Origin of the sequence: Arthrobacter sp. BE255 (assembly GCF_031457335.1) — a bacterium.
Classification (GTDB): domain Bacteria; phylum Actinomycetota; class Actinomycetes; order Actinomycetales; family Micrococcaceae; genus Arthrobacter.
This window is the reverse complement of record NZ_JAVDWK010000001.1, coordinates 82719-106813: the sequence shown is the minus strand read 5'-3', so window position 1 is coordinate 106813 and position 24095 is coordinate 82719. Positions and strand designations below refer to the sequence as shown.

Genomic DNA, 24095 nt, shown 5'->3' with positions numbered 1-24095 from the left:
ACACTTGAGGCCCCAGCCAAGCCCGAACTGGCAGATAATGCCCTTAAAACTCGGTTTTGAGGGCATTATCTGCCAGTTCGCGCTGTGTTGGACGCGCTAGGCTACTCCGGCATGATCATGGTCCGCAGGTCCAGCTGGCGCAGCACCCGGTCCGCCACTTCGGGGTCCATGTCGGGTTCGTTGCGTGCCAGCACTACTTCCTGCCGTGCGGCGTCCAGCGCGATGGTCTGGACAGCGATGGCCAGCCCGCGGCCCCTGACCCGCAGGTCATCCACGCTTTCGTTCCGGAGGCTGCCGTCCAGCAGTTCTGCGTGCAGGCGGCCCATCTTCGCCTTCACCAGCGCCACTTTCTCGGGCGGCAGGTCCTTCATCAGGTCGTGCTCCTTCAAGGCCGCCACGGCGGCAGCCTGTGCCCGCTGGGCCAGGACGCGGGCGGCGTCCCGCTCCTCCGACCCGTCGTTGGAGGCCTTAAGGATCCGCATCAGCCAGGGCAGCGTCAGCCCCGGGAGGACCAGCGTGGCCAGCAGCACCGCGCAGGCGATCACCAGCAGGTAGTCGCGGGCCGGGAACGGCGTTCCGTCCGCCAGGGTGAGCGGCAGTGCCAGGGCAAGGGCAAGGGTGGCCAGTCCCCGCATGCCGCACCAGGTCAGGATGAGGACTTCCTTGCCGGAGGTGGGCTGCAGGACGTTCTTGCGCTTCCGGGCCCCCAGCGCCAGGACCGCCAGCCAAAGGAACCGCACAGCAAACACCAGGACGCACACCAGCGCCGCCACACCCAGCATGCTGTAAATGTCGGTGCCCTCTGCCCGGATAACGTCCCTGATTTCCAGACCCACCAGGCCGAAGGCCAGGCCGGTGACCAGCAGTTCCACCACGTCCCAGAATGCCGTCCGGGTGACTCTCTCGGCCGCGTCCTGCGGGCGGGTATGCCGCTGCATCTCCAGGGCCGTGACCACGACGGCGATCACGCCGGAGGCGTGCATCTCCTCGGCCAGGATGTAGGCGGCGAACGGCACCACGAGGGTGACCGCGCTGCGCGCGACCATGGAGGCCACCAGCCTGGTGATGAGGGCTGTCAGCCAGCCCATGGCTATGCCCACCACCACCGCCACCGCAGCGCCGATGACAAAGTCCAGGACGACGTCGGGCCCTATCCTGGTGCCGCCCACGGCGGCGGCCACCGCTGCCTGGAAGATGACGATGGCGGCGGCGTCGTTGAACAGGCCCTCGCTTTGTAGGACGGTGATGAGCCGGCGGGGCATGTGCACCCGGCCGGCCACCGACTCCACGGCCACCGGATCCGGCGGTGCCACCATGGCCCCCAGGGCGATGGCCGCGGGAATGCCGATCCCCGGAATCATGAGCCAGGCCGCGCCCGCCACCACGGCGGTGGTGATGACCACCAGCGCGACGGCCAGCATGATCAGTGTCCGCCAGCGGACCCGGAAGACCGCCCACGAGCTGCGCTGGGCCGTTGCAAAGAGCAGCGGCGGCACGAAGATGGGCAGGATGAGTTCGGGCGGGATATCCAGGTCGGGGAAACCCGGGATGAAGGTGAGGCAGACCGCCAGGAGCAGCATCAGGACCGGATACGGGAGTCGGAGCCGGTCCCCCAGCCCCACGGCCACAACAGTGGCCAGCAGGAGTCCGATAATGAGTGCCAGCTGATCCATGTCCCTGCTTCCCCGGTGGGGCGCCTGTCCCGCCGTCCGGCGGGAGGCGGTGCTCCCTGTTTCAGCTTATCGGGGCCTCAACTGTACGTTCGCGCTGAGCCGTTGGTGCGCCGGGCCGGTGGGCTACGGCTGCGGCTCCAGGGCGGCGGCGATGGGCAGCGTGCCGTCGCGGAATTCGATGGTCCGGCCGGCCGTCTCCGGCAGGTCCAGCACCGCTGCGGCCACACTCGCGGTGTTGCTGCGGGAGGTTTCGCCGCCGCCCTCCCGTGCGGGGTCAACGTCGATCAGCCCGGTTCCCGGACGGTCCGTCAGCGTGCCGGGACCCAGGATGGTCCAGGCCAGCGAGGTGCCGCGCAGGTACTCATCCGCGGCCGCCTTGGCCTCCGCGTAGGCGAAGAAGCTGTGGTCGGCCGGGATGCCGTGGTCAGGCCCCGCACCGAGGTAGGACACCATGACATAGCGTCCGACGCCGGCCTCCGCCGCCGCGTCCATCGACCGGATGGCTGCGTCACGGTCCACGGCGTACGTCCGCTCGGGATTGCCGCCGCCGGCCCCGGCTGACCAGACCACTGCGTCGTGGCCGGCGAGGGACCCGGCGATCGCCGCCGTCGTCGAATTTTCCACATCAAGGACCGACGGCGTTGCGCCTGTGGCCGCGACATCGGCCGCGTGGTCCGGGTTGCGGATGATCGAGGTGACACTGTGCCCCTCTTCCGTGAGCAGGGTGGACAGGTGGAGGGCCACTTTGCCGTGGCCGCCGATGATTGCGATGCGGGTCATTCCCCCATTCTGCCCCTCCGGTGCATCCGATGCCTTCAGGAGGGCGCCGTCGGGCGGGCCCTGTCAGGCGAGGGTGCGGTAGCGGAGGTAGACCACGCCGTTTCCAAACGTGTGCTGTTCGAGGAGTTCCAGCCGCAGTCCCAGCCCGTCCGGCAGGAAGCGCAGGCCCCCGCCCACCGCCACCGGGTTGAGGAACACCCGGCACTCGTCCACCAGTCCGGCGTCGAGTGCGGCAGCGGCCAGGGTGGGGCCGCCGATGCCGATGTTGCCGTCCGTCCCCGCCTTCAGCGCCCGCACGGCGTCGGGGTCGAACGTCCGCTCGATCCTCGTCCGGGCAGTGTTGACGGTGGCGAGCGAGGAGGAGTAGACAACCTTGTCTGCCCCCTGCCAGATCCGGGCGAAGTCCTGGATCACCGGCGGGTCTTCGGCCGTGCCAAGGGCTTCCCAGACTGCCATGACGTCGTACATGCGACGCCCGAAAAGGTACGTTCCGACGTCGCGCTCGAGGTCGTTGATGAAGGCGTGGACTTCCTCGTCCGGGGCGCTCCAGTCGAAGTTACCGTCCCGGTCCGCGATGTAGCCGTCCAGGGACGCGATTCCTGAGTAGATGAGCTGGCCCATGCGCCCCATTCTGCCCCGGGCCGCAGCGGATGGACAGGCGCTGGTGCCTGTCCGGCGCGGTGCCCTGCGGTGAGGGGCGGGCTTTCGGCGCTAAGCCCGGTCCTTAGCGCCTGTCCTTAGCGCCGGGAGCCCACCCCTCATTTGATCGTGAACTGCTGCGCCATGGTCCAAAGGTTAGTGGTGGTCCAGTAGATCAGGACGCCGATCGGGAAGTAGACCCCGCCCGCGGCGAAGACGAGCGGCAGGATGTACAGGATCACCTTCTGCTGGCGCGCGAAAGGAGTGTCAGGAGACTCGTCAGGCACGTTCCTGACCATAATCCGTCGTTGCGTGATGAACTGCGAGACCGTCATGGCCAGGATCATCAGGACTGTCAGTAGTACGACCGCCCCCTGGTCACCGCCGCCATGCAGCACGGACGCCGGCATCGGAGCACCAAAAATGCTTGAGGCATCGAACTGCAGCGCCTGGTCGCGGCTCATCGCTCCGATGCCCTGGCCCTGCCCCGCTGCGGCCGGGATGCCGGAGAGCACCTGGAAGAGCGCGAGGAAGAATGGCACCTGGATCAGCATCGGCAGGCAGGCGGACAGAGGGTTGGTCCCGTGTTCCTTGTAGAGCGCCATCTGTTCCTGCGCCATGGCCTGCCGGGACAGCTGGTCCGTCTTGCCCTGGTACTTGGCCTGCAGCTTCTTCAGCTCAGGCTGCAGGAGCCGCATCCGGCGCTGGGCGCTGACCTGCCTCAGGAACACCGGAATCAGGGCGGCACGGATGATCAGCACGAGGCCGATGATGGACAAAGTCCACGTCCAGCCGCTGGCCGCAGGCATTCCGGCGCTGCTCAGGACGTCGTGGAGCCCGACCATAATGGCGGACACCAGCCACTTGAACGGAACCATTATTGTTTCGAAGACGTCCACTGATATCCCCCATCGCCGGCTGCAGCAAAGCTACGGCGAAAAGCGGCGCTTGTCACGGCCTCACGCCGCGGCGGCCGCACATCGTGCCTTGAAACAGAAAAGCCCCCGGAATCTCGGGGGATTCCGGGGGCTTAGCCTGTAGCGGTGGGGAGGCTCGATCTCCCGACCTCACGATTATGAGTCGTGCGCTCTAACCAACTGAGCTACACCGCCACGAATGAGAAAAACCTGCGCCAAGCCGGTCAAAACCGCCTTGACACAGGCCCTCATCCAGAGCCCCCCACCGGAATCGATCCGGTGACCTCGTTCTTACCAAGAACGCGCTCTACCACTGAGCTAGGGGGGCAACGAGTAAATACTCTACCCGAAGATTTCGCCACCAACAAATCGGCGGCCTGACGCGGTCCGGACCCCGAAAAAGCGCGTGAATCCGGGCCTGAAAGTGCTTCCGGCGGGGCGATTCGGGGCTGCCAGGGCCCGCTGCCGAAGCCGGTGTGACGAAGCGAACATGCGGCTTCGGCATGGAAGCGTTAAATGCCGATGGGCCGGCTCGAAAGCCGGCCCATCGAAGGGAACGCGTCAGGCTACCTGACGGTTACCACTTGCCCTTGCGGTTGAAGTCGCGCTGTCCGCCCTCGTTGCCGTGGCGGGGCTTGCGTGAGCCGTCGCCGTGGCCGGCGAAGCGGGAGTCGCTGGCCTGGCCGCGGGTGGCGCCGGTCTCGGCACCAGCGGAACGCTCGCTGTAGGAACGGCCGCCGCGGTCAGCGGAGGAACGCTCGCCGTCGGTCTTGCGGAATTCCTTCTTGAACCCGCCGTTGCCCTTGAAGTTGCCGCCACGGTCTCCGCCGCCGGAGTAACCGCCGCGGTCGCCGCCACGGTTGCCCTGGTAGCTGCCGCGCTCGCCGCCGCCGGACGGCTTGCGGCCGTTGTCCAGTTCGAGGTGGATCAGCTCGCCGCCGATGCGGGTGCGGGACAGGGCGCGCAGCTGCTCGGGGCTCAGGTCTGCCGGGAGCTCCACGAGGGAGTGGTCCGAGCGGATGTCGATGCCGCCGATCTGGGCCGAGGAGATGCCGCCTTCGTTGGCGATGGCGCCGACGATGGAGCCCGGCATGACGCGCTGGCGGCGTCCGACGGCGATCCGGTAGGTGGCGTTGCCCTCGGTGAGCGTGCGGGTCGGGCCACGGGAGCCGAAGCCGTCCTTGGCGCGCTCGCGCTTCTGGAACTCGGGAGCTGCGGGCAGTTCCTTGACCAGCAGCGGCTGTCCGCCCTGGGCCATGACGGCCAGCGCAGCAGCGATCTCCGAGGCGGGAACGTTGTGCTCTTCCTCGTAGGAGGAGATGAGGTCGCGGAACGCGGCAACGTCCTCGGACTCGAGGGTCTCGGTGATGCGCTCGGCGAACTTGCCCAGGCGCAGCGTGTTCACGGTCTCGGCCGTGGGCAGGTGCATCTGCTCCACCGGCTGGCGGGTGGCCTTCTCGATGGAACGCAGCAGGTACTTCTCCCGAGGCGTCATGAACAGGATGGCGTCACCGGAACGGCCTGCACGGCCGGTGCGGCCGATGCGGTGGACGTAGGACTCGGTGTCGTGCGGGATGTCGTAGTTGACCACGTGGCTGATGCGCTCCACGTCAAGGCCGCGGGCCGCGACGTCGGTGGCCACCAGGATGTCGATGCGGCCTTCCTTCAGCGCGTCGACAGTGCGTTCGCGCTGCTGCTGCGGGATGTCGCCGTTGATGGCGGCAGCCTGGAAGCCCCGCGCCTTCAGCTTGTCGGCCAGGTCCTCGGTAGCCATCTTGGTGCGCACGAACGCGATGACGCCGTCGAACTCTTCAACCTCGAGGATGCGGGTCAGGGCGTCGAGCTTGTGCGGGCCCATGACCTGCAGGTACCGCTGGCGGGTGTTGGCGCCGGTGGTGGTTTTGGACTTCACCGAGATTTCGGCCGGGTTGTTCAGGTACTGCTTGGACATCCGGCGGATCTGGCTCGGCATGGTGGCGGAGAACAGTGCCACCTGGCGGTCAGAGGGGGTCTGCTGGAAGATCTGCTCCACGTCTTCGGCGAAGCCCATGCGCAGCATTTCGTCGGCCTCGTCCAGCACCAGGTACTGGAGCTCGGACAGGTCCAGGGAACCCTTGGAGATGTGGTCGATCACGCGGCCGGGGGTACCGACAACAACCTGGGCACCGCGGCGCAGGCCGGCGAGCTGGGGGCCGTAGGCGGAGCCGCCGTAGACGGGGAGGACCGTGAAGTCATCGATGTGCTTGGCGTACGAGGTGAAGGCCTCGGCAACCTGGAGCGCGAGCTCGCGGGTCGGGGCCAGGACCAGGGCCTGGGTCTTGCGGGACGGGCCGTTGAGGTCGTGGAGCTCGGCCAGGCGGGACAGTGCCGGTACTGCGAATGCTGCAGTCTTACCGGTGCCGGTCTGGGCGAGGCCCACGACGTCGCGGCCTTCAAGCAGCAGCGGGATGGTTGCTGCCTGGATGGGGGAAGGCTTTTCGTAGCCGACATCCTGCAGGGCGGCGAGAACGCGGCCGTCGATGCCGAGGTCGGCGAACTTGATGCCCTCTTCTTCCTCGTCCTCAGCCTTGGCTGCGGGAGCGGCAGGCGCTTCCTCGGCCTTGGATTCGGCGGGAGCTTCGGCCTTCGGGGCGGGCTCGGCGGCCGGCTCGACGGCGGCGGGAGCAGCTTCGGGAGCGGGAGTTTCGGCGGGCTCGGCTGCGGGGACAGCGGCCTCAGTGAACTCGATGGTGGCGGTTTCGGCGGTCACTGCTTCAGCAGTGGCGTCGTTCTGATTTTCGGGCATAGGGAAATTTCCTCATCCATAGGGGGCCAGGCGGCACTACCCGAGGTGAGCGGAGCCGCAGTACATGTGCCGTGGATGCCGGGCAAACATTGACCGGCCGGTCACGTAGAAGTCCGGCGCTTTCGCAATCCCGTGGCAGGACTTCCCGCTGCATCTCTTGGCTGCTATCCCAGCAGTCTGTACAGCGTTTTCTTTAGCCGGCTCTCCCTATGAAAATGCCCGCTTCACATTTGCGGGCCCCAACACTTGCCAGTCCTGCCTCAAAAATTGGGCAGGAATAAGGGATTTCCGGAGTGGGGGATGTTTCAAGTGTAAGGCACAGATCCGCCCAGCACTAAATTAACGGCCGACGGCGGCGGTGAGCTTGCGCACACTGCCGCCTGGCTACTGCCCCAGCCGCCGCTGCAGCACCTCGAATTTGTCGTGGTATTCGGGCTGGAGGCGGATCTCGCCGTCGGCATCGGCATCCCGCAGGGCCTCCATGATTTCGAGGTCCGGCTCGCTGAACCACCGGCCGATGGTGATTCCGTGCTTGGGTACATAGAGGCGGTGGATATGGTCGCCGGCCCTTATGGTTCCGGTCCGGATCACGCGCAGGTAGGTGCCCACCCGGCCCGCTTCGGTGAAGCGCTTGACCCATTGGGGCTCCCCCATCCGGCGCTGGAAGGCCGCGCACGGGACGCGGGGCGATGTGACTTCCAGTTCGACGTCCAGGCCGATCTTCCAGCGTTCGCCGATCACTGCGCCGGTGGTTTCAATGCCGGCAACCCGCAGGTTCTCGCCGAAGATCCCCGGCGGAAGATCCCGCTGAAGCTCCCCCGCCCAGTAGTCGGCGTCGTCCTGGGAGTAGGCGTAGATGGCCTGGTCTTCACCGCCGTGGTGGATCCGGCTCGCCTGGACATCACCGTGGACGCCGAGTTTGTGGACCTTGACGGGTCCTTCCACCGGCCGTTTGTCGATGGCGGTGACGCCCACGCTGCCTTCGTCGGGAAGGAGCTGGTGGACACGGCAGACGGCTAGCACTGATGCGGTTTCCATGGCTCCAGTGTAGGTTCCCGGCGTTACAGCCACTGGGGAACCGGCGATGGGCAGTTCCCTCCGTTTCGTGCTCGCAGCCTGACCGGGCAGAGACTACGCTGAATTCAGGATTGAGATTCCGGCGCGAAGGTGCGCCCACATTCAACATGGACTACCGAGGGGGGACGCCGTGGACCCGAACAAGGATCCAGAGCACGATCCGCAGAAGGACCGTGCCGGCAACGGCCCTGAAGGCAGCACCGGTGACGCCGGCGACAACATCGCGGGCGCGCCAAAACCCCCGCCGTGGCAGGTCCCCAAGCCCGAACTTCATCCGGAACTCCTTAACGCTCCGCCCACCGTGGTGGACCCGTTCGCCAAGGACCGCGAGCGCCAGATGCATGAGGCCGCGGCCCGCAAGAAGCGCTCCCAGCGCCGGACGGTCGTGGTGGGACTCGGGGTGACGGCGCTCCTTGCCGGCACCATCACCGCCGTCGTGGCCAGCAACCAGGACGAAGCCGACTACGCCCAGGTGTGCTTCAACGACGAAACCGGCGAGCGCGTGGACGACACCCAGTGCAACAGCTCCGCGGGACGCAGCGGCGCACTTTATGCCTGGTACTTCTACTCGCGCGGCGCCAGCGTGCCCGCGGTGGGCCAGAACCGCTCCGCCTACCCCAGCTACACGAGCACCATCCCCAGCGGCGCCAAGGCCTCCACGGGGTACAGCACCAAGGGCGGAACCGTCAGCAGGGGCGGCTTTGGCAGCAGCTCCAAGAGCGGAAGCACGGGGGGCTAGGCGTGAAGCGGTTGTTATCGGAGCCCAGGCCCGGCTGGAAGCAGAAGATCGAAGAGCAGGGCCTGGTCTTCTCCACCACCACCATGCCTGACGGCCGGAAAATCGAATACTGGCACGAGGCCGCGTACTACGAATTCACCATGGACGAGGTGGAGACCCTGGAGGTCACGGCCGAGGACATGCACAAGATGTGCCTGGAGGCGGCGAAGTTCCTGGCGACCGGCGCGATGGGGAACATCGGCATCGGCCCGCAGGCCCTGGAGCTCGCCGCTGAGTCCCTGCAGGCCGGCGACATGGATGTCTACGGGCGTTTCGACTTCATCTACGACGGCCAGGGCGGACCGGCCAAGATGCTCGAGTACAACGCCGACACCCCCACGGGCCTGATCGAGGCCGCCGTCGCCCAATGGTTCTGGCTGCAGGACGTCTTCCCCGAAAAGGACCAGTGGAACGGCATCCATGAGGCCCTGATCCGGCAGTGGAAGAAGATGCAGTACCGCACCGGGATGAGCACCCTGCATATCGCCCACTCCGAGGCGGAGGAGTCCGGCGAGGACTGGATGACGGCCGCCTACATGCGGGACGTCGCCAGCCAGGCCGGCTGGACCACCATTGGCATCAACATGTCCGACATCGGCTGGGACCCCAACCTGAACCGCTTCGTGGACCTGGACAACTTCATGATCAGCACCATGTTCAAGCTGTACCCGTGGGAGCTGATGATGAAGGAGCCGTTCGGGCACCGGCTCCTGCAGCGGGCGCACAATCCCCGCTGGGTGGAGCCGGCGTGGAAGATGCTGCTCTCCAACAAGGCCCTCCTCGCCGCGCTCTGGCACCTCTACCCGGGCCACCCCAACCTGCTGCCCGCCTATCTCAACGAGACTGGACCCCTGAAGGAATGGGTGGCCAAGCCGCTGCACGGACGCGAAGGGGACAACATCAGGATCCACGCGCAGGGCATCAGCATGGAGCAGCCGGGCGGATACGGCCGTGAGGGCTGGTGCTACCAGCAGTTCCACGCGCTGCCGGACTTCGACGGCAACCACCCGGTCCTTGGCCTCTGGGTGGTGGACGGCGAGTCCGTGGGATGCGGGATCCGGGAGTCGGACGGTCCCATCACCGACTACTTCTGCCGTTTTGTGCCCAACACCATTGACGCCCCGGCGCCGCTCTCAGCGCAGGCCCACTCCAACAAGGCAGGAATCGCCCTATGAGCCCCCTGACACTCCTGAGCACGGTGACACCATGAGCACGGAGACGACGACGGCGGGCGGCGGTTCCGGCGGGCCGTCCGGCGGTGCCGTCCCCGCCAAAGGCCTCCGGGCCGGGATCCTGGACCTCGGCGACTCGGTCATGCTGGGCCTGGCGTCCACGGCGCCCGTGTATTCGCTTGCCGCGACGCTGGGCCTGATCGTGGCCGTGAACGGAAACTACACTCCGCTGATCCTGCTCCTGGGCTTTATCCCCGTCCTGTTCATCGCCTACGCGTTCCGGGAACTGAACAGCGCCATGCCGGACTGCGGCACCACGTTCACGTGGTCCCGCCGGGCCTTCGGTCCGTGGGCCGGCTGGCTGGGCGGCTGGGGCGTGGCGCTGGCGGGCATCGTGGTCCTCGCCAACCTGGCGCAGGTGGCCGGGCAGTACCTGTGGCTGCTGGTGGGCGACGGTTCGCTGGCGGAAAACAGCCTGTTGGTCACGGGCACGGGAGTGCTGTTCATCGTGTTTATGACCCTGGTGAACTACCGGGGCATCCGGCTGGGCGAGCACGTCCAGCGGGTCCTGACCTACGTGCAGTATGTCTCGCTGGGCATCTTCGCGCTGGCCATCATTGTCCGGATCGCGGGCGGCGCACCCGAGGGCCAGGCCTTTGACATCGAGTGGTTCAACCCGGCCGGGGCCTTCGCGGATCCGGGTGCCGTGGTACACGGTGCGCTCCTTGCCCTGTTCATCTACTGGGGCTGGGACACCTGCCTGGCCGTGAACGAGGAAACCGAAAACCCGTCCACCACCCCGGGCCGCGGCGCCGTCATTTCGGCGTTTGTCCTGGTGGCCATCTACGTCTCGGTGGCCCTCCTGGTGATGATGTACGCCACGGTCGGGACCGAGGGCATCGGGCTGGGCAACGAAGCGAACCAGGCCGACGTGTTCCTGGCCATGAAGGATGTGGTCCTGGGCCCGTGGGGCTGGCTGATCGTGGTGGCCGTCCTGGCCTCCGTGCTGTCTTCGACCCAGACCACCATCCTGCCCACGGCCCGCGGCACGCTGTCGATGGGCGTGCACGGTGCGCTGCCGCCGAAGTTCGGCGAAGTCCATGCCCGCAACCAGACCCCGGGATTCTCCACCCAGGTGATGGGCGCGGCCGCCGTGGTGTACTACGTGGCTATGAGCTTCCTCAGTGAGAACCTGCTCGCCGACTCCATCAGCTCCATCAGCCTGTTCATCGCCTTCTACTATGCGCTGACCGGTTTCGCGTGCGTCTGGTACTTCCGCGGAACCCTCCGGGAGTCCGCCCGCAACCTGTGGTTCCGCGGCATCCTTCCCCTGCTGGGCGCAGTGATGCTGACCGCGGCCTTCTTCATCTCCGCCGTCCAGATGTGGGACCCCGCCTACGGTGACACGCAGATCGTGGGCGTCGGCGGCGCCTTTGTCAGCGGCGTCGTGCTCCTTGCCCTCGGCGTGGTCCTGGCCGTGGTCTGCCGGTTCCTGCCCTCAACGCGCGGATACTTCACCGGGAAACCAACCCCGGCCGCTGCCACTACCTCCACGCCGGCCTAGGGATCTCCGAATGAGCGACGCCGCTGAAGTCACCGCCGAGTTTCCCGCCGAAGCGCCCGCAGCGCCGGATCCTTCCGACGTCCTTGCCCTCGATTCCCTCCTGAGCGCGGAGGAACTTTCGCTCCGCCAGAAGATCTGCGACTTTACCGACCAGCGCATCAAACCGGACATCGCGCGCTGGTATGAGGATGCCGTCTTCCCGCTGGAGCTGGCTCCGGAGCTCGGCGAGCTGGGCGTCCTGGGGATGCACCTGGACGGCTACGGCTGCCCCGGCCGGTCCGCCGTCGAATACGGCCTCGCGGCCATGGAACTGGAGGCCGGCGACTCCGGCATCCGGACCTTCGTCTCAGTGCAGGGGTCCCTGGCCATGACGGCGATCCATAAGTGGGGTTCCGAGGACCAGAAACAGGAGTGGCTCCCCCGGATGGCTGCCGGCGAGGTGATCGGCTGTTTTGCCCTGACCGAGCCCACGGCCGGTTCGGACCCGTCGTCGATGACCACCTTCGCCCGCCGGGACGGCACCGGTGACGGGGCAGGCTGGGTGCTGGACGGCGCGAAGCGGTGGATCGGGCTGGCGTCCGTGGCCGGGGTGATGGTGGTCTGGGCCATGACCGACGACGGCGTGCACGGTTTCCTGGTGCCGGCCGGAACCCCGGGCGTCACCGCCACGCCCATCACGCAGAAGCTGTCCATGCGCGCTTCGATCCAGTGCGATGTGGTGTTCGACGGCGTCAGGCTTGGACCGGAGGCGCTGCTGCCGGCCGCCCGCGGCCTGCGCGGGCCGTTCACGTGCCTGAACGAGGCGCGGTACGGCATCGCGTGGGGCGCCATGGGGGCGGCCCGTGATTCCTACCAGGCAGCCCTGGCCTATTCGCAGGGGCGGCTCCAGTTCGGCAAGCCGCTGGCCGCGTACCAGCTGACGCAGGAGAAGCTGGTCAACATGCTGCTTGAGATCCAGAAAGGCACCATGCTGGCCCTTCATTTGGGCCGGCTGAAGGACGCCGGCGCACTGAAGCCGGAGCAGATCTCACTCGGCAAGCTCAACAACGTCCGGGAGGCCATCAAGATCGCCCGGGAAGCCCGCTCCATCCTGGGTGGCAACGGCATCACGCTGGACTATTCACCGCTGCGGCACGCCGCGAACCTTGAGTCGGTCCGCACGTATGAGGGCACCGACGAGGTCCACACCCTGGTGCTGGGCCAGCACATCACGGGCTTCGGAGCGTTCCGCTAAAGCCCGCCGCGAAGGCGCGGCAGGGCACCTAAGCGGAGAAGCCGCCGTCGGACTTGATCAGCTGGCCCGAGACCCAGCGGCCTGCCGGGGAGACCAGGAACGCTACCGTGCCGGCGACGTCCGCGGGGGTACCGAGGCGGCCGCCCGGCTGGCGGCGGGTGAGTTCCTCGCGCACCGCGGGGGTCATCCAGCCCGTATCGACCGGGCCGGGGTTGAGCACGTTCGCCGAAATACCCAGCGGCCCAAGCTCCCGTGCCGCGGCGATGTCGATCCGGTCCAGGGCACCCTTGGAGGCACCATAGGGCAGGTTGAAGGCGGTGTGGTCGCTGGTCAGCGCCACGATCGCCCCGCCGTCGGCCGTTGCCTGCCGGGCGAACGCGGCAATCAGCTGCCAGCTCGCCCGGGTGTTCACGGCGAAGTGCCGCTCGAACGCCTCCACGGTGGTGTCCAGGACCCCGGAATCCACGGACTCGGCGTGGCTCAGCACCATGGCGGCGAGCGGCCCGGCCAGCTGGTTGGCTTCAGCCATGAGCCGGTCCGGGACAGCGGGGTCCTGCAGGTCGGCCGGCACGGCGTGGACGCGCGCGCCGATCGCTTCCAGCTCGGCGGTGAGGCGTACGACGTCGTCGGGCTGGCTCCCCCACGGCATCCGGCTGTCGTAGTCATGCCAGTAGCTCAGGACCAGGTCCCAGCCATCGGCCGCCAGCTGCCGCGCGATGCCGGCGCCGATGCCGGCAAGCCTGCCTGCCCCGGTGACCAGGGCTGCCTTCCGCGGGGTGGATTCAACGGGATGGGATTCCATCAGGTCAGCCTAGCGGCGCGCTGCTCCCGCGGCCGCTTCGACCAAAGCCGCAGCCGGGACTGTGTCCAAGGGATCTGCAGGGGCCAGGGCGCCCCGGCGGAGGACGGCCAGCCAGCACAGCAGGACCGCAGCCGCGCAGAAGACTCCGGCGCTGGAGGCCATGATCCACAGCCCGGGCGTCTGGACGTCCAGGTTTTCGGCGTCGAACGCCATCCCGATGGATTTGGGCGAAAAGAAGAACACCAGGACTGAAAGCAGCAGCACGGCCGTCATCCCGGCGCGCAGGCGCCGGTAGCGCTCCGGCGTTTCCCGCAGCGTCCAGGCGAACGCGGGCAGGACTGCGGCGGCCCAGACCCAGTGGTGGGACCACGAGACGGGGCTGATCAGGAGCATGGCCAGGGCCGTGGCGGACATGGCCACCACCCGGGCGCCCTGGTCGGTGGCGAGTTTGATGACGGCGGCCGCCAGGGCGACAACCAGCAGGCTCAGCAGCATCCAGGGAACCGTAACAGCCGACGCCGGGACCCCGAAGTGCAGCAGCGCGCCCTTGATGGACAGGTTGTCCACGTAGCCGGCGCCGCCGATCCGTGAGGTGTCCGGCAGGATCTCCAGCCAGAACTGGAGGGACTCGGCGGGACGGAGGAGCCAGCCGAGCAAGACCGTGGCCGCGAAGCCGGCGCCCATGTTGGCAAGTCCGCGCCAGTCCTTGCGGACCAGGTAGTAGAGGCCAAACACCAGTGGCGTCAGCTTGATGCCTGCGGCTACGCCCACCAGGAAGCCGCTGCCGGGCATGCTCCGGTTCCAGCGGTGGTTCCGGGACAGCAGGTCGGCGGCCATGAGGCCCATCAGGAGGATGTTGACCTGGCCGAACGCCAGCGTCTCCCGCCACGGGCCAAGGCTCAGCATCGCCAGGAGGACGGCGGCGGCGATCCACCGGCTGCGGGGCGTCTCGAACGTCCGGCGCCAGTCCGCCTTGGCGTTCCAGTAACGCACGGCAAGGAGTGAGAGCCAGGCGGCCACCGCCACGCCGGCGGCGTTGAAGACCTGAAGGGCGAGCGGCTCCGGGAGCCTCGCGAGCAGGCTGAACACCAGGGCCGCGAAGGGCGGGTACGTGAACGGCAGGCCGGGACCGCCGGCCCATTCAACGGTGGGACCGTACAGCTCGGAGACGGTCCAGCCGGCGTCGTTCAGGATTTTGCCGCCGTGCCAGTACACCCTGAAGTCCAGGCCCTGCTTGTTCCATCCCGACAGCAGGAACCAGACCGGTACGGCGACCACCGCGGCCGGCAGCCACAAGGCCACTGTCCGCCACAGCGCCAGGCCCCAAGGTCGTGGGCCGGGAGCCCTCGGGGCTCCCGTTGCGTCGACGTCGACTAAATCCAGGTCACGCTGTGCCATCCGTTGTCCCCCAAGGTCGCTAGCTGCGGGCGGCCGCGTCCGCAGGTTGCATCATTGGAACGGCGGCCGGCCGTAGCTACATACTACATATGCATGCGGAGGATTCCCGGCACGCGACCGGCAGGTTTACGCCGCGGCTACCGGCTCGGGCTCCCGCGCGGCGGCGTCCTTGCGGATGGTGGCGCTGATGACCGCGGCGATGGTGCACATGGCTGCGGCTCCGAACCAGGCGTACGTGTACTGACCGGTGGCGTCGCGGATGACTCCGGCGCCCAGGGCAGCGGCCGCAGCACCCAGCTGGTGGGCCGCGAAGACCCAGCCGAACACCACGCTGCCGTCCGCGCCGAACGTCTTGCGGCAGATGGCAGCCGTGGGCGGCACCGTGGCCACCCAGTCCAGGCCATAGATCACGACGAAGACGATCATGCTGGGCTGGACGGTGGCGCTGAGGAGCAGCGGCAGCACCAGCAGGCCAATGCCGCGGAACTGGTAATAGACAGCGAGCAGGATCCGCGGGTTGAAGCGGTCGGTCAGCCAGCCGGACGCGATGGTCCCCACGATGTCGAAGATCCCGACGACGGCAAGCAGGCCCGCGGCCGTGGTTTCGGCCATGCCGTGGTCATGGGCCGACGGGATGAAGTGGGTGCCGATCAGGCCGTTCGTGGTGGCGCCACAGATTGCAAAGCCCGCCACGAGCGCCCAGAACGTCCGCACTTTGCTGGCCCGCTTGAGGACCTGGAGCGCCCGGACGGCGGCGTTAGTGCTCCGCCCGGGTTCGGGCTCTGCCGGGGACGGCGCAGGTGATCCCTCCTCTGGCGCAATTTCGCCGTAAGGCAGCACGCCGGCGTCGGCCGGTGAGTTCTTGAGGAACTTCAGCACCAGCGGAACCACGGCGAGGGCGCCGGCTGCGATGAGCAGGGATGCCTGCCGCCAGCCGGGATTCTGGGCCAGCATGGCGATGAACGGCAGGAAGACCAGCTGGCCGGCCGCGCTGCCGGCGGTGAGGATGCCGATCACCAGGCCACGGCTCTTGGCGAACCAGGTGTTGGCGATGGTGGCGGCGAAGACCAGCGCCATGGAGCCGGTGCCGAGGCCGATGAGCAGACCCCAGGTGAGCAGGATCTGCCAGGACTGGTTGACCAGGACTGTGAGCGCGCTGCCGGCCCCGATCAGCACCAGCGCGGTGGCGGTCACTGCGCGGATCCCAAACCGTTCCATCAGGGCGGCGGCGAAGGGAGCGGTCAGGCCAAAGAGCACCAGGTTGATGCTGACCGCTGCCGAGAGGACGGTGGTGGACCAGCCGAACTCCTGCTGCAGCGGCACCATCAGGACGCCCGGCGCGGCCCGGAACCCGGCGGCACCGACGAGGGCCAGGAACGCGACGGCAGCCACGATCCAGGCGGGGTGCAGCCGACGGCGGCGGGAGGTTTCGGTGGCGCTCATGCGGCTGTTGCCAGTTGCACGGGAGCATCTGAGCGGGTGAGGCTGTGCCAGCTGGTGTTGGCGGCCGTGAGCCGCTCGCCGCATCCGGTGCAGGTGTCTGCTGAGCTGGTCCGCTGCCCGCAGCCGGAGTGGATCACGTACATGTGGGCCTGCTCGGACGGGACGGGGAGGTGCTTTTCCGCCCACATCACCACGGCGTTCAGGACGGGGAGGGCATCCTCGCCTTTGGGGGTCAGGACGTATTCCTGGCGGGTGCGGCCGCCGCCGTCGTACGTTCTCTTGCTGAGCAGCCCGGACTCCACCAGCCCTGCCAGGCGCTTGGTGAGTACGGAATCGGCTACCTCCAGCCGGGACTTCATGGCGTCGAAGCGCCCGTTGCCGAAGAAGACCTCGCGGAGCACCAGTATGCTCCAGGGGTCGCCCAGGATGTCGAGGCCGCGTGCCATGCTGCAGGTGCGGGTGGACCAGTCTGATCGGAGTGCCATACAGGCACCCTAGCTAACTTTCTTGAAGAAAGCCAGGGCTGCGGCGCGACGGGCTGTAGGCCACCGCCCAATAGACGATCAGGGCCACGCCGCAGAGGACGCCCAGGCTGGTGACGGCCAACTGGAACTGGGTCTGCGGGTCCTTGCCCCACTCATTGGCGCCGGCCATCATGGCCAGGTACTTGGGCGTGAGGTAGAACGCCACGGCCGAAAAGGCCACGATGATCCAGCCGTACAGCCGCATTTTCCCGGTACGGGAGGGGACCCGGTGCATGGCGAAGGCCATGGACGGCAGGGCCACAGCCATCCAGACCCAGTGGTGGGACCAGGAGACGGGGCTGATCAGCAGCATCAGCACTGCGGTGGCGGAGACGGCCACGAAGTTCTCGTCCGCTGCCACGGCCCACTTGATGACCAGGGCGGTCAGCGCGGCGAGGCCCAGGGAAAGCACCAGCCAGAGCACGCTGGTCAGGCCCGAATCCGGCAGGCCGACATGGAGCAGCAGGCCCTTGACCGAGAGGTTGTCCAGGTAGGCCGGCCCGCCGATCCGGCCGGTGTCCGGCAGGATCCTGGTCCAGAACGTGAGCGAGGCGTTGGGCAGCACCGCCCAGGCCAGTCCGATGGAGCCGAAGAAACCGGCCGCCATCCAGCCGAGGGCCTTGAAGTCGCGCCGCACCAGGAAATAGAGGCCGAACGCCAGCGGGGTGAGCTTGATGCCGGCCGCCAGGCCGATCAGCAGCCCGGCGGGCCAGCGGATCTCCCCGGCCCGGTCTTTCCCGTACAGCGCGAAGTCGGCCAGGATCAGGCCCATCAGGATGATGTTGATCTGGCCGAAGTCGAAGGTGTCCCGCCAGGGGCCAAGCAGCAGGATGGCACCGGTGCCGGCGAGTGCAACGGTACGGAACCGCCAGTCGGCGAAGGAGGTGCGCCAGCTGCGGAGCCCGAAGTAGTGCCGGGCCAGCCAGGCGGCCACCACGGCGGCCCCCACCAGCGCCGTCGTGACAAAGATCAGGCCGCTGGTCCCGAGCGGCAGCAGCGCCAGCCCGGCAAACAGCAAGGCCGCGAACGGCGGATACGTGAACGGCAGGCCGTCACGCGGCGCGTACAGCTCGTTGGCGGCGGTCTCCCCGGTCTGCAGCACGCGGCTGCCGCCGTAGTAGTAGACCTCGAAGTCGTTCATCAGAGGTATGTAGGCGGAGTACAGCACCGCCAGGGAAGCGACGACGGCGGCAGCGCCGGCCGCCGTCGCGATCCAGCCGCGGGTGGTTGCGGAGGCCAATGCCGGGGAAGTTGCGGTCACCGGAGGAAGGTGAAGGCGTGCTCGAGGTCCGCGATGAGGTCCTCAACGTCCTCGATGCCGCAGGACAGCCGGATCAGGTTGACGGGAACGGCCAGCTCCGTGCCCTTGACCGAGGCGTGGGTCATCTCCGAGGGATAGTTCATCAGCGATTCGATGCCGCCCAGCGACTCGGCCAGGGTGAACACGGACGTGTTTTCCGCGACCGTGCGGGCCGCCGCCTCGCCGCCCTTGAACTGCACTGACACCATGCCGCCGAACTTCTTCATCTGCTTCTTCGCAAGCTCGTGGCCGGGGTGTGAAGGCAGGCCCGGGTACAGGACCGCCTCCACCTCCGGGCGCTCCAGCAGCCATTCGGCCACCGCCTGGCCGTTGTCGCTGTGCCGGTCCATCCGCACGCCCAGGGTCTTCAGGCCGCGGGTGGTGAGGAAAGCATCCATCGGGCCGGACACCGCGCCCACGGCGAACTGGACAAAGCCGATCTTCTCCGCGAGTTCCGCGTCCTTGACCACGATGGCGCCGCCCACCACGTCGGAGTGGCCGCCGATGTACTTGGTGGTGGAGTGGACCACGACGTCGGCACCCAGGGCGAGCGGGGTCTGCAGGTAGGGAGACGCGAAGGTGTTGTCCACCACCAGGAGGGCCCCGGCGTCGTGGGCCACCTTGGCGAGGGCCTCGATGTCGGTGATCTTCATCAGCGGGTTGGAGGGGGTCTCCACCCAGACGAAGCGGGTCTTGTTGGCGGCCACGGCCTTGCCCACGGCCTCGAGGTCAGCCATGTCCACGGGGGTGTTGCCGATCCCCCAGTCGCCGAGCACGCGGCTGATCAGCCGGTACGTTCCGCCGTAGGCGTCGTTGCCGAGGACAATGTGGTCCCCGGGCCGGGTCAGGGCACGGATCAGGGAGTCCTCCGCGGCCAGGCCGGAGCTGAAGGAATAGGCGTGGGTTCCGCCTTCAAGCGCGGCGAGCTGTTCCTGCAGGGCGTCGCGGGTGGGGTTGCCGCCGCGGCCGTACTCGTAGCCGTCGCGGAGGCCGCCGATGCCGTCCTGCGCGTACGTGGAGCTGAAGTGCAGCGGCGGAACCACCGCGCCGGTGCGGGGTTCGAAGGCCTGGCCGGCATGGACGGCGCGGGTGTTGAAGCCCTGGTTTTCAGAAACAGACATTGTGCTCCTTTGGAGTTAGTTGCTGAGGTAGGCGAGGAGGTCGTGCCGGGTCAGGATGCCCACCGGCGCTCCGACGAACGTCACCATCACCGTGTCCACGTCGGACAGCAGCGCACGGGCCGCCGAGATGGTTTCCAGCGAGCCGATGACGGGGAGCCTCGGGCCCATGTGCTCTGAGATCTTGTCCGTCAGCTTCGCTTCGCCGCGGAACAGCTTGGCCGTCAGGGTCCGCTCGTCCACCGCACCCAGCACCTCGCCCATCACCACCGGCGGCTCCTGCGAGAGGACCGGGATGTGGCTGACGCCGAACTCGTTCATGATGGTGATGACGTCGCGGACGGTCTCGTTCGGGTGGATGTGCACCAGGTCCGGAAGTTCACCCGTCTTGGACTTGATCACCTCGCCCACGGACGCCTCCTCGCCGCCGGAGAGGAACCCGTAGGACCGCATCCACTGGTCGTTGAAGATCTTCGCGAGGTAGCCGCGGCCGGAGTCGGGCAGGATGACCACCACAACGGCGCTTTCCGGGAGGTCGCGGGCGGTCCGCAGCGCAGCCACCACGGCCATGCCGGACGAGCCGCCCACCAGCAGCCCTTCCTCGCGGGCCAGCCTGCGGGTCATGGCGAAGGAGTCGGCATCGCTGACGGCGATGACGTCGTCCGGGACGGACTTGTCGTAGTTCGCCGGCCACATGTCTTCGCCCACACCCTCGACGAAGTACGGCCGCCCGGTCCCGCCCGAGTACACCGAGCCTTCGGGGTCAGCCCCGATGATCCTGACCCGGCCGCCGTCGGACTCCGCGCGGTCCGCCGAGACCTCCTTGAGGTACCGGCCCGTGCCGGTGATGGTGCCGCCGGTGCCGGCGCCGATCACGCAGTGGGTGACCTTGCCGTCCGTGTCGCTCCAGATCTCCGGCCCGGTGGTCTCGTAGTGGCTGCCGGGGGCGGCAGGGTTGGAGAACTGGTCCGGCTTATACGCGCCAGGGGTCTCGGACACGATCCGGTCCGAGACGCTGTAGTAGCTCTGCGGGCTGTCGGGGGCGACGGCGGTGGGTGTCACCACCACCTCGGCGCCGTAAGCCTGCAGCACGGCGCGTTTGTCCTCGCCGACCTTGTCCGGCACCACGAAGATGCACTTGTAGCCCTTTTGCTGGGCCACCAGGGCCAGGCCCACGCCGGTATTGCCGGACGTGGGCTCCACGATGGTTCCGCCCGGGAGCAGCTTGCCATCCCGCTCGGCGTCCTCGATCATCTTGGCCGCGATGCGGTCCTTGATGGATCCGCCGGGGTTCAGGTACTCCAGCTTGACCAGGACCGTGGCTTTGATGCCGTCCGTCACGTGGTTGAGCTTGATGAGCGGGGTCTTGCCGATGAGGTCCAGGATGGACTGGGCGTACTTCATAGGTACAAAGTTACCGTCTCCGGTGACGGGCCTTGCCCCGGGTCAGCTCCCTGCCGTGGAATCGGTCTGCCAAAGGCCCATGATGTTGCCTTCGGTGTCCTTGAAGTAGGCGTAATACCCCATGCCGGGAACGGCATCCTTGGCCTGGGCCACCGATCCCCCGGCGGACTCCACCTTTGCCAGCGCGGCGTCAATGTCGTCCACATCGATGGTGATGATCGGCGTTTTGAGGTTGTCCGTGCGCGGGAAGAGGGCACCGTTGATGGCACCTGGCGCGCTTGGCATGCCTGTCTGTTCGTCCGACGGTGTAGTAATGGCGCTGGTGTAGTCCATCCCCTGCATGGGCACCAGGTTCCAACCAAACGCGCTTTCGTAGAACGAGTTGGCGCGTTCCTTGTTGTCGGCGGGGATCTCGAAATGCACAACTCCGGCCACTGCATGCTCCTTTGAATGCGAGGGGGAAGGGCGCGGACACCCCGCGCCACACGATGGAGTCTAGTCCTGGCATCCGTGGCCGGTAAGGGGGCTCCGGAACGCGTTTTGTCAGTCCACCGTGGGACGATTGCTGTATGACCATCGCAGCTGCACCCGCCAGGCTGGCCGCCGCCGCGGACGCCTCCCTGCGGTGGCATCCGGATGGCCCCTACAGCCTTTCGCAGACATTGGGAGTGCTCCTGCGCGGCACCGGGGATCCGTCGTTCTCGTCCGGGCCGGACGGGTTCTGGACGGCATTTACGACGCCGGACGGCCCGGTTTCGCTGCGCCTCACCAGTGCGGCGGACGGGGCGGTTGACGCCCAGGCGTGGGGGCCCGGTTCCGGGGCCGGCATCGCGGGCGTGCCCCGCCTCCTGGGCGCCGGGGACGACTGGTCGGCCTTCGACGAGCCGGCCTTCCACGCCACACTCCCCCGGATGGTCCGCGAGGCCCGGCGCCGGAACCGTGCCGTCCGCCTGCCCTCAACCGGCCGGATCGTCGACGCCCTGGTGCCCACCATCCTCGAGCAGAAGGTCACCGTCATCGAGGCCCGCCGCGGCTACCGGTACCTGATGTACCGCTACGGGTCCGCGGCCCCGGCCGCCGGCAGCGCCGCGCCCGCCGGTCTCCGCGTCCAGCCCACTGCCGAACAATGGCTGCGCATCCCGTCCTGGGAATGGCACAAGGCCGGTGTTGGCCCCCAGCGTTCCGCAACGGTCATGCGGGCGCTGCGCTCCGCCGTCGCGCTTGAACGGCTCGCAGCGCTGCCGTCCATGGAAGCGGCGTCGAAAATGCAGGTCATCCCCGGCGTCGGGATCTGGACCGCGGCGGAGGTGGTGCAGCGGACCCACGGCTGCCCGGACTCCATCGCGGTGGGCGACTACCACCTCGCGGCCTACGTCGGCGCTGCGCTGACCGGCAGGCGCACGGATGATGCGGGCATGCTGGCGCTGCTTGAGCCCTGGAAAGGGCACCGCCAGCGCGTGGTGCGGATGATCGGCCTGAGCGGGTTCCGCAAACCCACGTTCGGGCCGCGGATGACCATCCAGGACCACCGCGGGCACTGACACTTTTTCCGTGGACTCGCGCCACCGATGGGTATAGCGTGGCGCCATGGAGCCCGCACCAGAGCCCCGGATTTCCGAAATTCTCTGGAGTCACCCATGATCCACACCGACAAGCTGACCAAAACCTTCATCGTCAAAAAAGAAGCGGTTGAAGCCGTCAAAGGGGTCGACATCGACGTCGCCCCCGGCGAACTCGTGGCATTCCTCGGACCCAACGGCGCCGGCAAGTCCACCACCCTAAGGATGCTGACCACCCTGCTCAGGCCCACGTCCGGCACAGCAACCGTGGCAGGGGTGGACGTCGCGGCGGACCCGGCCGGAGTGCGCGCCCGGATCGGCTACATCGGCCAGGGCAACGGCGGCGGCCACAGTTTCCGGGTCATCGACGAACTCGTGATGCAGGGCCGCTTCTACGGCATGAACACCACGGACGCCTCCGCCCGCGCGCAGGAACTGCTGACGTCCCTCGACCTCACCGACCTTGCCAAACGCACAGTCATCAAACTGTCCGGCGGCCAGCGGCGGCGCATGGACGTGGCCCTGGGACTGATGCACTCACCGCGTCTGCTGTTCCTCGACGAACCATCCACCGGCATGGACCCGCAGAACCGGGCCAACCTGTGGGAGCACATCATGCGGATGCGCGCCGAACACGGGACCACCATCGTCCTGACCACGCACTACATGGACGAGGCCGACCTGATGTCCGAGCGCGTGATCGTGATCGACCACGGCCGGATCATCGCCGACGACACGGCTGCCCGGCTGAAGGCAAACCTCGCCGGCGACCTTCTGGCAGTCGAAGTGGCGGCGGAATCCGCCCCCGGCGTGCGCGGGCTGCTCGGCAGGGCCGCCGCGGGCGGTGAGATCAGTGAAAACGTGTACGACGGCGTCGTCCGCTTCCGTCTCCGGCTCACCGAAGGTGCCCGGCTGGCGCCGGCCCTGCTGAAGGAAATGCACGACGCCGGCGCTCCCGCCCAGTCGCTGGAGCTGAAACCGCCGACGCTGGACGACGTGTTCCTGGAACTGACCGGCCGCAACCTGCGGGAAGGAGCAGACCGCTGATGAGTGTCCAAAGCCCTCCGGACGTCCTGAGGAAACCCAGCCTCGGCCAGGTCCTGCGCGACACCAAGTACGTGTTCTGGCGCGAGATGCTGCTGCCGCTGCGGGATCCGTTCTCACTGATTTTTTCGCTGATCCAGCCGCTGGTGTTCCTTGGCCTGTTCGGCCCGCTGCTTGGTGCTGCCGTGGGCGCGCCGGCTTTCGGCGGCCAGTCCACCCTCCAGTGGTTCCTGCCCGGGGTGGTGGTGATGATTGCCCTGTTCGGCACGTCCATGACCGGCTCCAACCTGCAGTACGAGCTCATGACCGGTTCGTACGAGCGGATCCTGGCCACGCCGTTGTCCCGTTCCTCCCTGATGATCGGGAGGGCGCTGAAGGAGTGGGCGCCGCTGGTGGTGCAGGGGTTGCTCATCGCCCTGGTCTGCATCCCGTTCGGCTTCGTGTTTTACCCGCTGCATGTGCTGGCGGGGCTGGTGATCCTGGGGATCTTCGGCATCGGGCTCGGCGCGCTGTCCTACGCCCTGGCGCTCGTCTCGCAGAACAAGGAGTGGATCTTCTGGGGCGTGCAGCAGACTCTGCTGTTCCCGCTGATGATCCTCTCCGGCATCATGCTGCCCATCGAAGCAGGCCCGGCCTGGATGAAAACGGCCAGCCTGTTCAACCCGCTGACCTACCTGGTGAACGCCGAGCGGGAACTGTTCGCCGGCAGCGTCGGGGCCGACACGCTACTGGGCCTGCTCGCCGCATCGGTGACTGCCGCCGTCGGGCTGGTGGTTGGTATCCGCGCGATCAACCGCAACATCAGCTGAGCACTCCCTCCCCTAAGGCAACGCGGGGTCACTTTTGGCCCGATAACCCTCGATTATCGGGCCAAAAGTGACCCC

21 protein-coding genes and 2 tRNA genes are annotated in these 24095 nt (G+C 67.6%); 7 read left to right on the top strand and 16 right to left on the bottom strand.

The features are described from left to right. Window positions 1-101: 101 nt before the first annotated feature. From J2X42_RS00490 to J2X42_RS00455, 8 genes are all read right to left on the bottom strand, one after another. Window positions 102-1673: a Na+/H+ antiporter gene (locus J2X42_RS00490; RefSeq protein WP_310161102.1), complete on the bottom strand. Its 1572-nt coding sequence runs from the start codon at window positions 1671-1673 to the stop codon at window positions 102-104. Window positions 1674-1796: 123 nt separating this feature from the next. After that, window positions 1797-2453, bottom strand: coding sequence for an SDR family oxidoreductase (locus J2X42_RS00485; RefSeq protein ID WP_310161100.1), 657 nt, complete (start codon window positions 2451-2453; stop codon window positions 1797-1799). Between the two features lie 63 nt (window positions 2454-2516). Further along, entirely contained in the window at window positions 2517-3074 is a 558-nt protein-coding gene (locus J2X42_RS00480) for a dihydrofolate reductase family protein (RefSeq protein WP_310161098.1), read from the bottom strand. 137 nt (window positions 3075-3211) lie between these two features. Beyond that, window positions 3212-3991, bottom strand: a complete 780-nt coding sequence (yidC, locus tag J2X42_RS00475; protein WP_310161095.1) for a membrane protein insertase YidC — start codon at window positions 3989-3991, stop codon at window positions 3212-3214. Between the two features lie 139 nt (window positions 3992-4130). Then, window positions 4131-4204, bottom strand: a tRNA-Met gene (locus tag J2X42_RS00470). Window positions 4205-4265: 61 nt separating this feature from the next. Beyond that, window positions 4266-4337: transfer RNA gene (locus J2X42_RS00465), tRNA-Thr, on the bottom strand. Between the two features lie 249 nt (window positions 4338-4586). Further along, entirely contained in the window at window positions 4587-6794 is a 2208-nt protein-coding gene (locus J2X42_RS00460) for a DEAD/DEAH box helicase (protein WP_310161093.1), read from the bottom strand. Between the two features lie 384 nt (window positions 6795-7178). Then, on the bottom strand, window positions 7179-7832 hold the full coding sequence (locus tag J2X42_RS00455) for an MOSC domain-containing protein (protein ID WP_310161092.1): 654 nt from the start codon (window positions 7830-7832) through the stop codon (window positions 7179-7181). 169 nt (window positions 7833-8001) lie between these two features. Between J2X42_RS00455 and J2X42_RS00450 the strand changes: the two genes are divergently transcribed. The 4 genes from J2X42_RS00450 to J2X42_RS00435 are packed head-to-tail and all read left to right on the top strand — an operon-like array spanning window position 8002 to window position 12619. After that, window positions 8002-8610 (top strand): Tat pathway signal protein, encoded by a 609-nt coding sequence (locus J2X42_RS00450; protein WP_396133996.1) that lies wholly within the window; start codon window positions 8002-8004, stop codon window positions 8608-8610. Window positions 8611-8612: 2 nt separating this feature from the next. Further along, a complete protein-coding gene (locus J2X42_RS00445; RefSeq protein WP_310161089.1) occupies window positions 8613-9824 on the top strand; it encodes a glutathionylspermidine synthase family protein in 1212 nt (403 codons plus the stop codon). A gap of 31 nt (window positions 9825-9855) precedes the next feature. Further along, entirely contained in the window at window positions 9856-11385 is a 1530-nt protein-coding gene (locus J2X42_RS00440; RefSeq protein WP_310161087.1) for an APC family permease, read from the top strand. A gap of 10 nt (window positions 11386-11395) precedes the next feature. Further along, complete coding sequence (locus tag J2X42_RS00435) at window positions 11396-12619, top strand: acyl-CoA dehydrogenase family protein (RefSeq protein ID WP_310161084.1); 1224 nt, start codon at window positions 11396-11398, stop codon at window positions 12617-12619. Between the two features lie 28 nt (window positions 12620-12647). Here J2X42_RS00435 and J2X42_RS00430 read toward each other — a convergent pair whose 3' ends face one another. The 8 genes from J2X42_RS00430 to J2X42_RS00395 all read right to left on the bottom strand — a co-directional run bounded on the left by J2X42_RS00430 (window position 12648) and on the right by J2X42_RS00395 (window position 21043). Beyond that, a complete protein-coding gene (locus J2X42_RS00430) occupies window positions 12648-13421 on the bottom strand; it encodes an SDR family oxidoreductase (protein ID WP_310161082.1) in 774 nt (257 codons plus the stop codon). Window positions 13422-13430: 9 nt separating this feature from the next. After that, window positions 13431-14819, bottom strand: coding sequence for a glycosyltransferase 87 family protein (locus J2X42_RS00425; RefSeq protein WP_310161081.1), 1389 nt, complete (start codon window positions 14817-14819; stop codon window positions 13431-13433). Between the two features lie 126 nt (window positions 14820-14945). Then, window positions 14946-16262, bottom strand: coding sequence for an MFS transporter (locus tag J2X42_RS00420; protein WP_310161077.1), 1317 nt, complete (start codon window positions 16260-16262; stop codon window positions 14946-14948). After that, window positions 16259-16747, bottom strand: coding sequence for a helix-turn-helix domain-containing protein (locus J2X42_RS00415; protein ID WP_310161074.1), 489 nt, complete (start codon window positions 16745-16747; stop codon window positions 16259-16261). The genes J2X42_RS00420 and J2X42_RS00415 overlap by 4 nt, the downstream gene beginning before the upstream one ends. Before the next feature lie 13 nt (window positions 16748-16760). Then, window positions 16761-18047: a glycosyltransferase 87 family protein gene (locus tag J2X42_RS00410; protein WP_310161071.1), complete on the bottom strand. Its 1287-nt coding sequence runs from the start codon at window positions 18045-18047 to the stop codon at window positions 16761-16763. After that, window positions 18044-19207 carry a cystathionine gamma-synthase gene (locus tag J2X42_RS00405; protein ID WP_310161069.1) on the bottom strand — a complete coding sequence of 388 codons (1164 nt, stop codon included), beginning with the start codon at window positions 19205-19207 and terminating at the stop codon, window positions 18044-18046. The genes J2X42_RS00410 and J2X42_RS00405 overlap by 4 nt, the downstream gene beginning before the upstream one ends. Before the next feature lie 15 nt (window positions 19208-19222). Then, entirely contained in the window at window positions 19223-20608 is a 1386-nt protein-coding gene (locus tag J2X42_RS00400) for a cystathionine beta-synthase (RefSeq protein WP_310161067.1), read from the bottom strand. 42 nt (window positions 20609-20650) lie between these two features. After that, window positions 20651-21043, bottom strand: a complete 393-nt coding sequence (locus J2X42_RS00395) for a VOC family protein (RefSeq protein WP_310161064.1) — start codon at window positions 21041-21043, stop codon at window positions 20651-20653. A 134-nt stretch (window positions 21044-21177) separates the two neighbouring features. Here J2X42_RS00395 and J2X42_RS00390 point away from each other — a divergent pair, with 134 nt between their 5' ends. The 3 genes from J2X42_RS00390 (at window position 21178) to J2X42_RS00380 (ending at window position 24020) form a co-directional block, all read left to right on the top strand. Further along, window positions 21178-22149: a 3-methyladenine DNA glycosylase gene (locus J2X42_RS00390; RefSeq protein ID WP_310161060.1), complete on the top strand. Its 972-nt coding sequence runs from the start codon at window positions 21178-21180 to the stop codon at window positions 22147-22149. 96 nt (window positions 22150-22245) lie between these two features. After that, a complete protein-coding gene (locus J2X42_RS00385; protein WP_310161059.1) occupies window positions 22246-23214 on the top strand; it encodes an ATP-binding cassette domain-containing protein in 969 nt (322 codons plus the stop codon). Further along, entirely contained in the window at window positions 23214-24020 is an 807-nt protein-coding gene (locus tag J2X42_RS00380) for an ABC transporter permease (protein ID WP_310161056.1), read from the top strand. The genes J2X42_RS00385 and J2X42_RS00380 overlap by 1 nt, the downstream gene beginning before the upstream one ends. The last annotated feature ends 75 nt before the right edge of the window (window positions 24021-24095 follow it).

Bases quoted from the DNA above. Each gene is read 5' to 3' on its own strand.
- J2X42_RS00405 (WP_310161069.1), bottom strand. From the start codon at position 19,207: ATGTCTGTTTCTGAAAACCAGGGCTTCAACACCCGCGCCGTCCATGCC.
- J2X42_RS00380 (WP_310161056.1), top strand. From the start codon at position 23,214: ATGAGTGTCCAAAGCCCTCCGGACGTCCTGAGGAAACCCAGCCTCGGC.
- J2X42_RS00390 (WP_310161060.1), top strand. From the start codon at position 21,178: ATGACCATCGCAGCTGCACCCGCCAGGCTGGCCGCCGCCGCGGACGCC.
- J2X42_RS00490 (WP_310161102.1), bottom strand. From the start codon at position 1,673: ATGGATCAGCTGGCACTCATTATCGGACTCCTGCTGGCCACTGTTGTG.
- J2X42_RS00460 (WP_310161093.1), bottom strand. From the start codon at position 6,794: ATGCCCGAAAATCAGAACGACGCCACTGCTGAAGCAGTGACCGCCGAA.
- J2X42_RS00480 (WP_310161098.1), bottom strand. From the start codon at position 3,074: ATGGGCCAGCTCATCTACTCAGGAATCGCGTCCCTGGACGGCTACATC.
- J2X42_RS00440 (WP_310161087.1), top strand. From the start codon at position 9,856: ATGAGCACGGAGACGACGACGGCGGGCGGCGGTTCCGGCGGGCCGTCC.
- J2X42_RS00420 (WP_310161077.1), bottom strand. From the start codon at position 16,262: ATGAGCGCCACCGAAACCTCCCGCCGCCGTCGGCTGCACCCCGCCTGG.
- J2X42_RS00455 (WP_310161092.1), bottom strand. From the start codon at position 7,832: ATGGAAACCGCATCAGTGCTAGCCGTCTGCCGTGTCCACCAGCTCCTT.
- J2X42_RS00435 (WP_310161084.1), top strand. From the start codon at position 11,396: ATGAGCGACGCCGCTGAAGTCACCGCCGAGTTTCCCGCCGAAGCGCCC.
- J2X42_RS00425 (WP_310161081.1), bottom strand. From the start codon at position 14,819: ATGGCACAGCGTGACCTGGATTTAGTCGACGTCGACGCAACGGGAGCC.
- J2X42_RS00415 (WP_310161074.1), bottom strand. From the start codon at position 16,747: ATGGCACTCCGATCAGACTGGTCCACCCGCACCTGCAGCATGGCACGC.
- J2X42_RS00385 (WP_310161059.1), top strand. From the start codon at position 22,246: ATGATCCACACCGACAAGCTGACCAAAACCTTCATCGTCAAAAAAGAA.
- J2X42_RS00485 (WP_310161100.1), bottom strand. From the start codon at position 2,453: ATGACCCGCATCGCAATCATCGGCGGCCACGGCAAAGTGGCCCTCCAC.
- J2X42_RS00400 (WP_310161067.1), bottom strand. From the start codon at position 20,608: ATGAAGTACGCCCAGTCCATCCTGGACCTCATCGGCAAGACCCCGCTC.
- J2X42_RS00430 (WP_310161082.1), bottom strand. From the start codon at position 13,421: ATGGAATCCCATCCCGTTGAATCCACCCCGCGGAAGGCAGCCCTGGTC.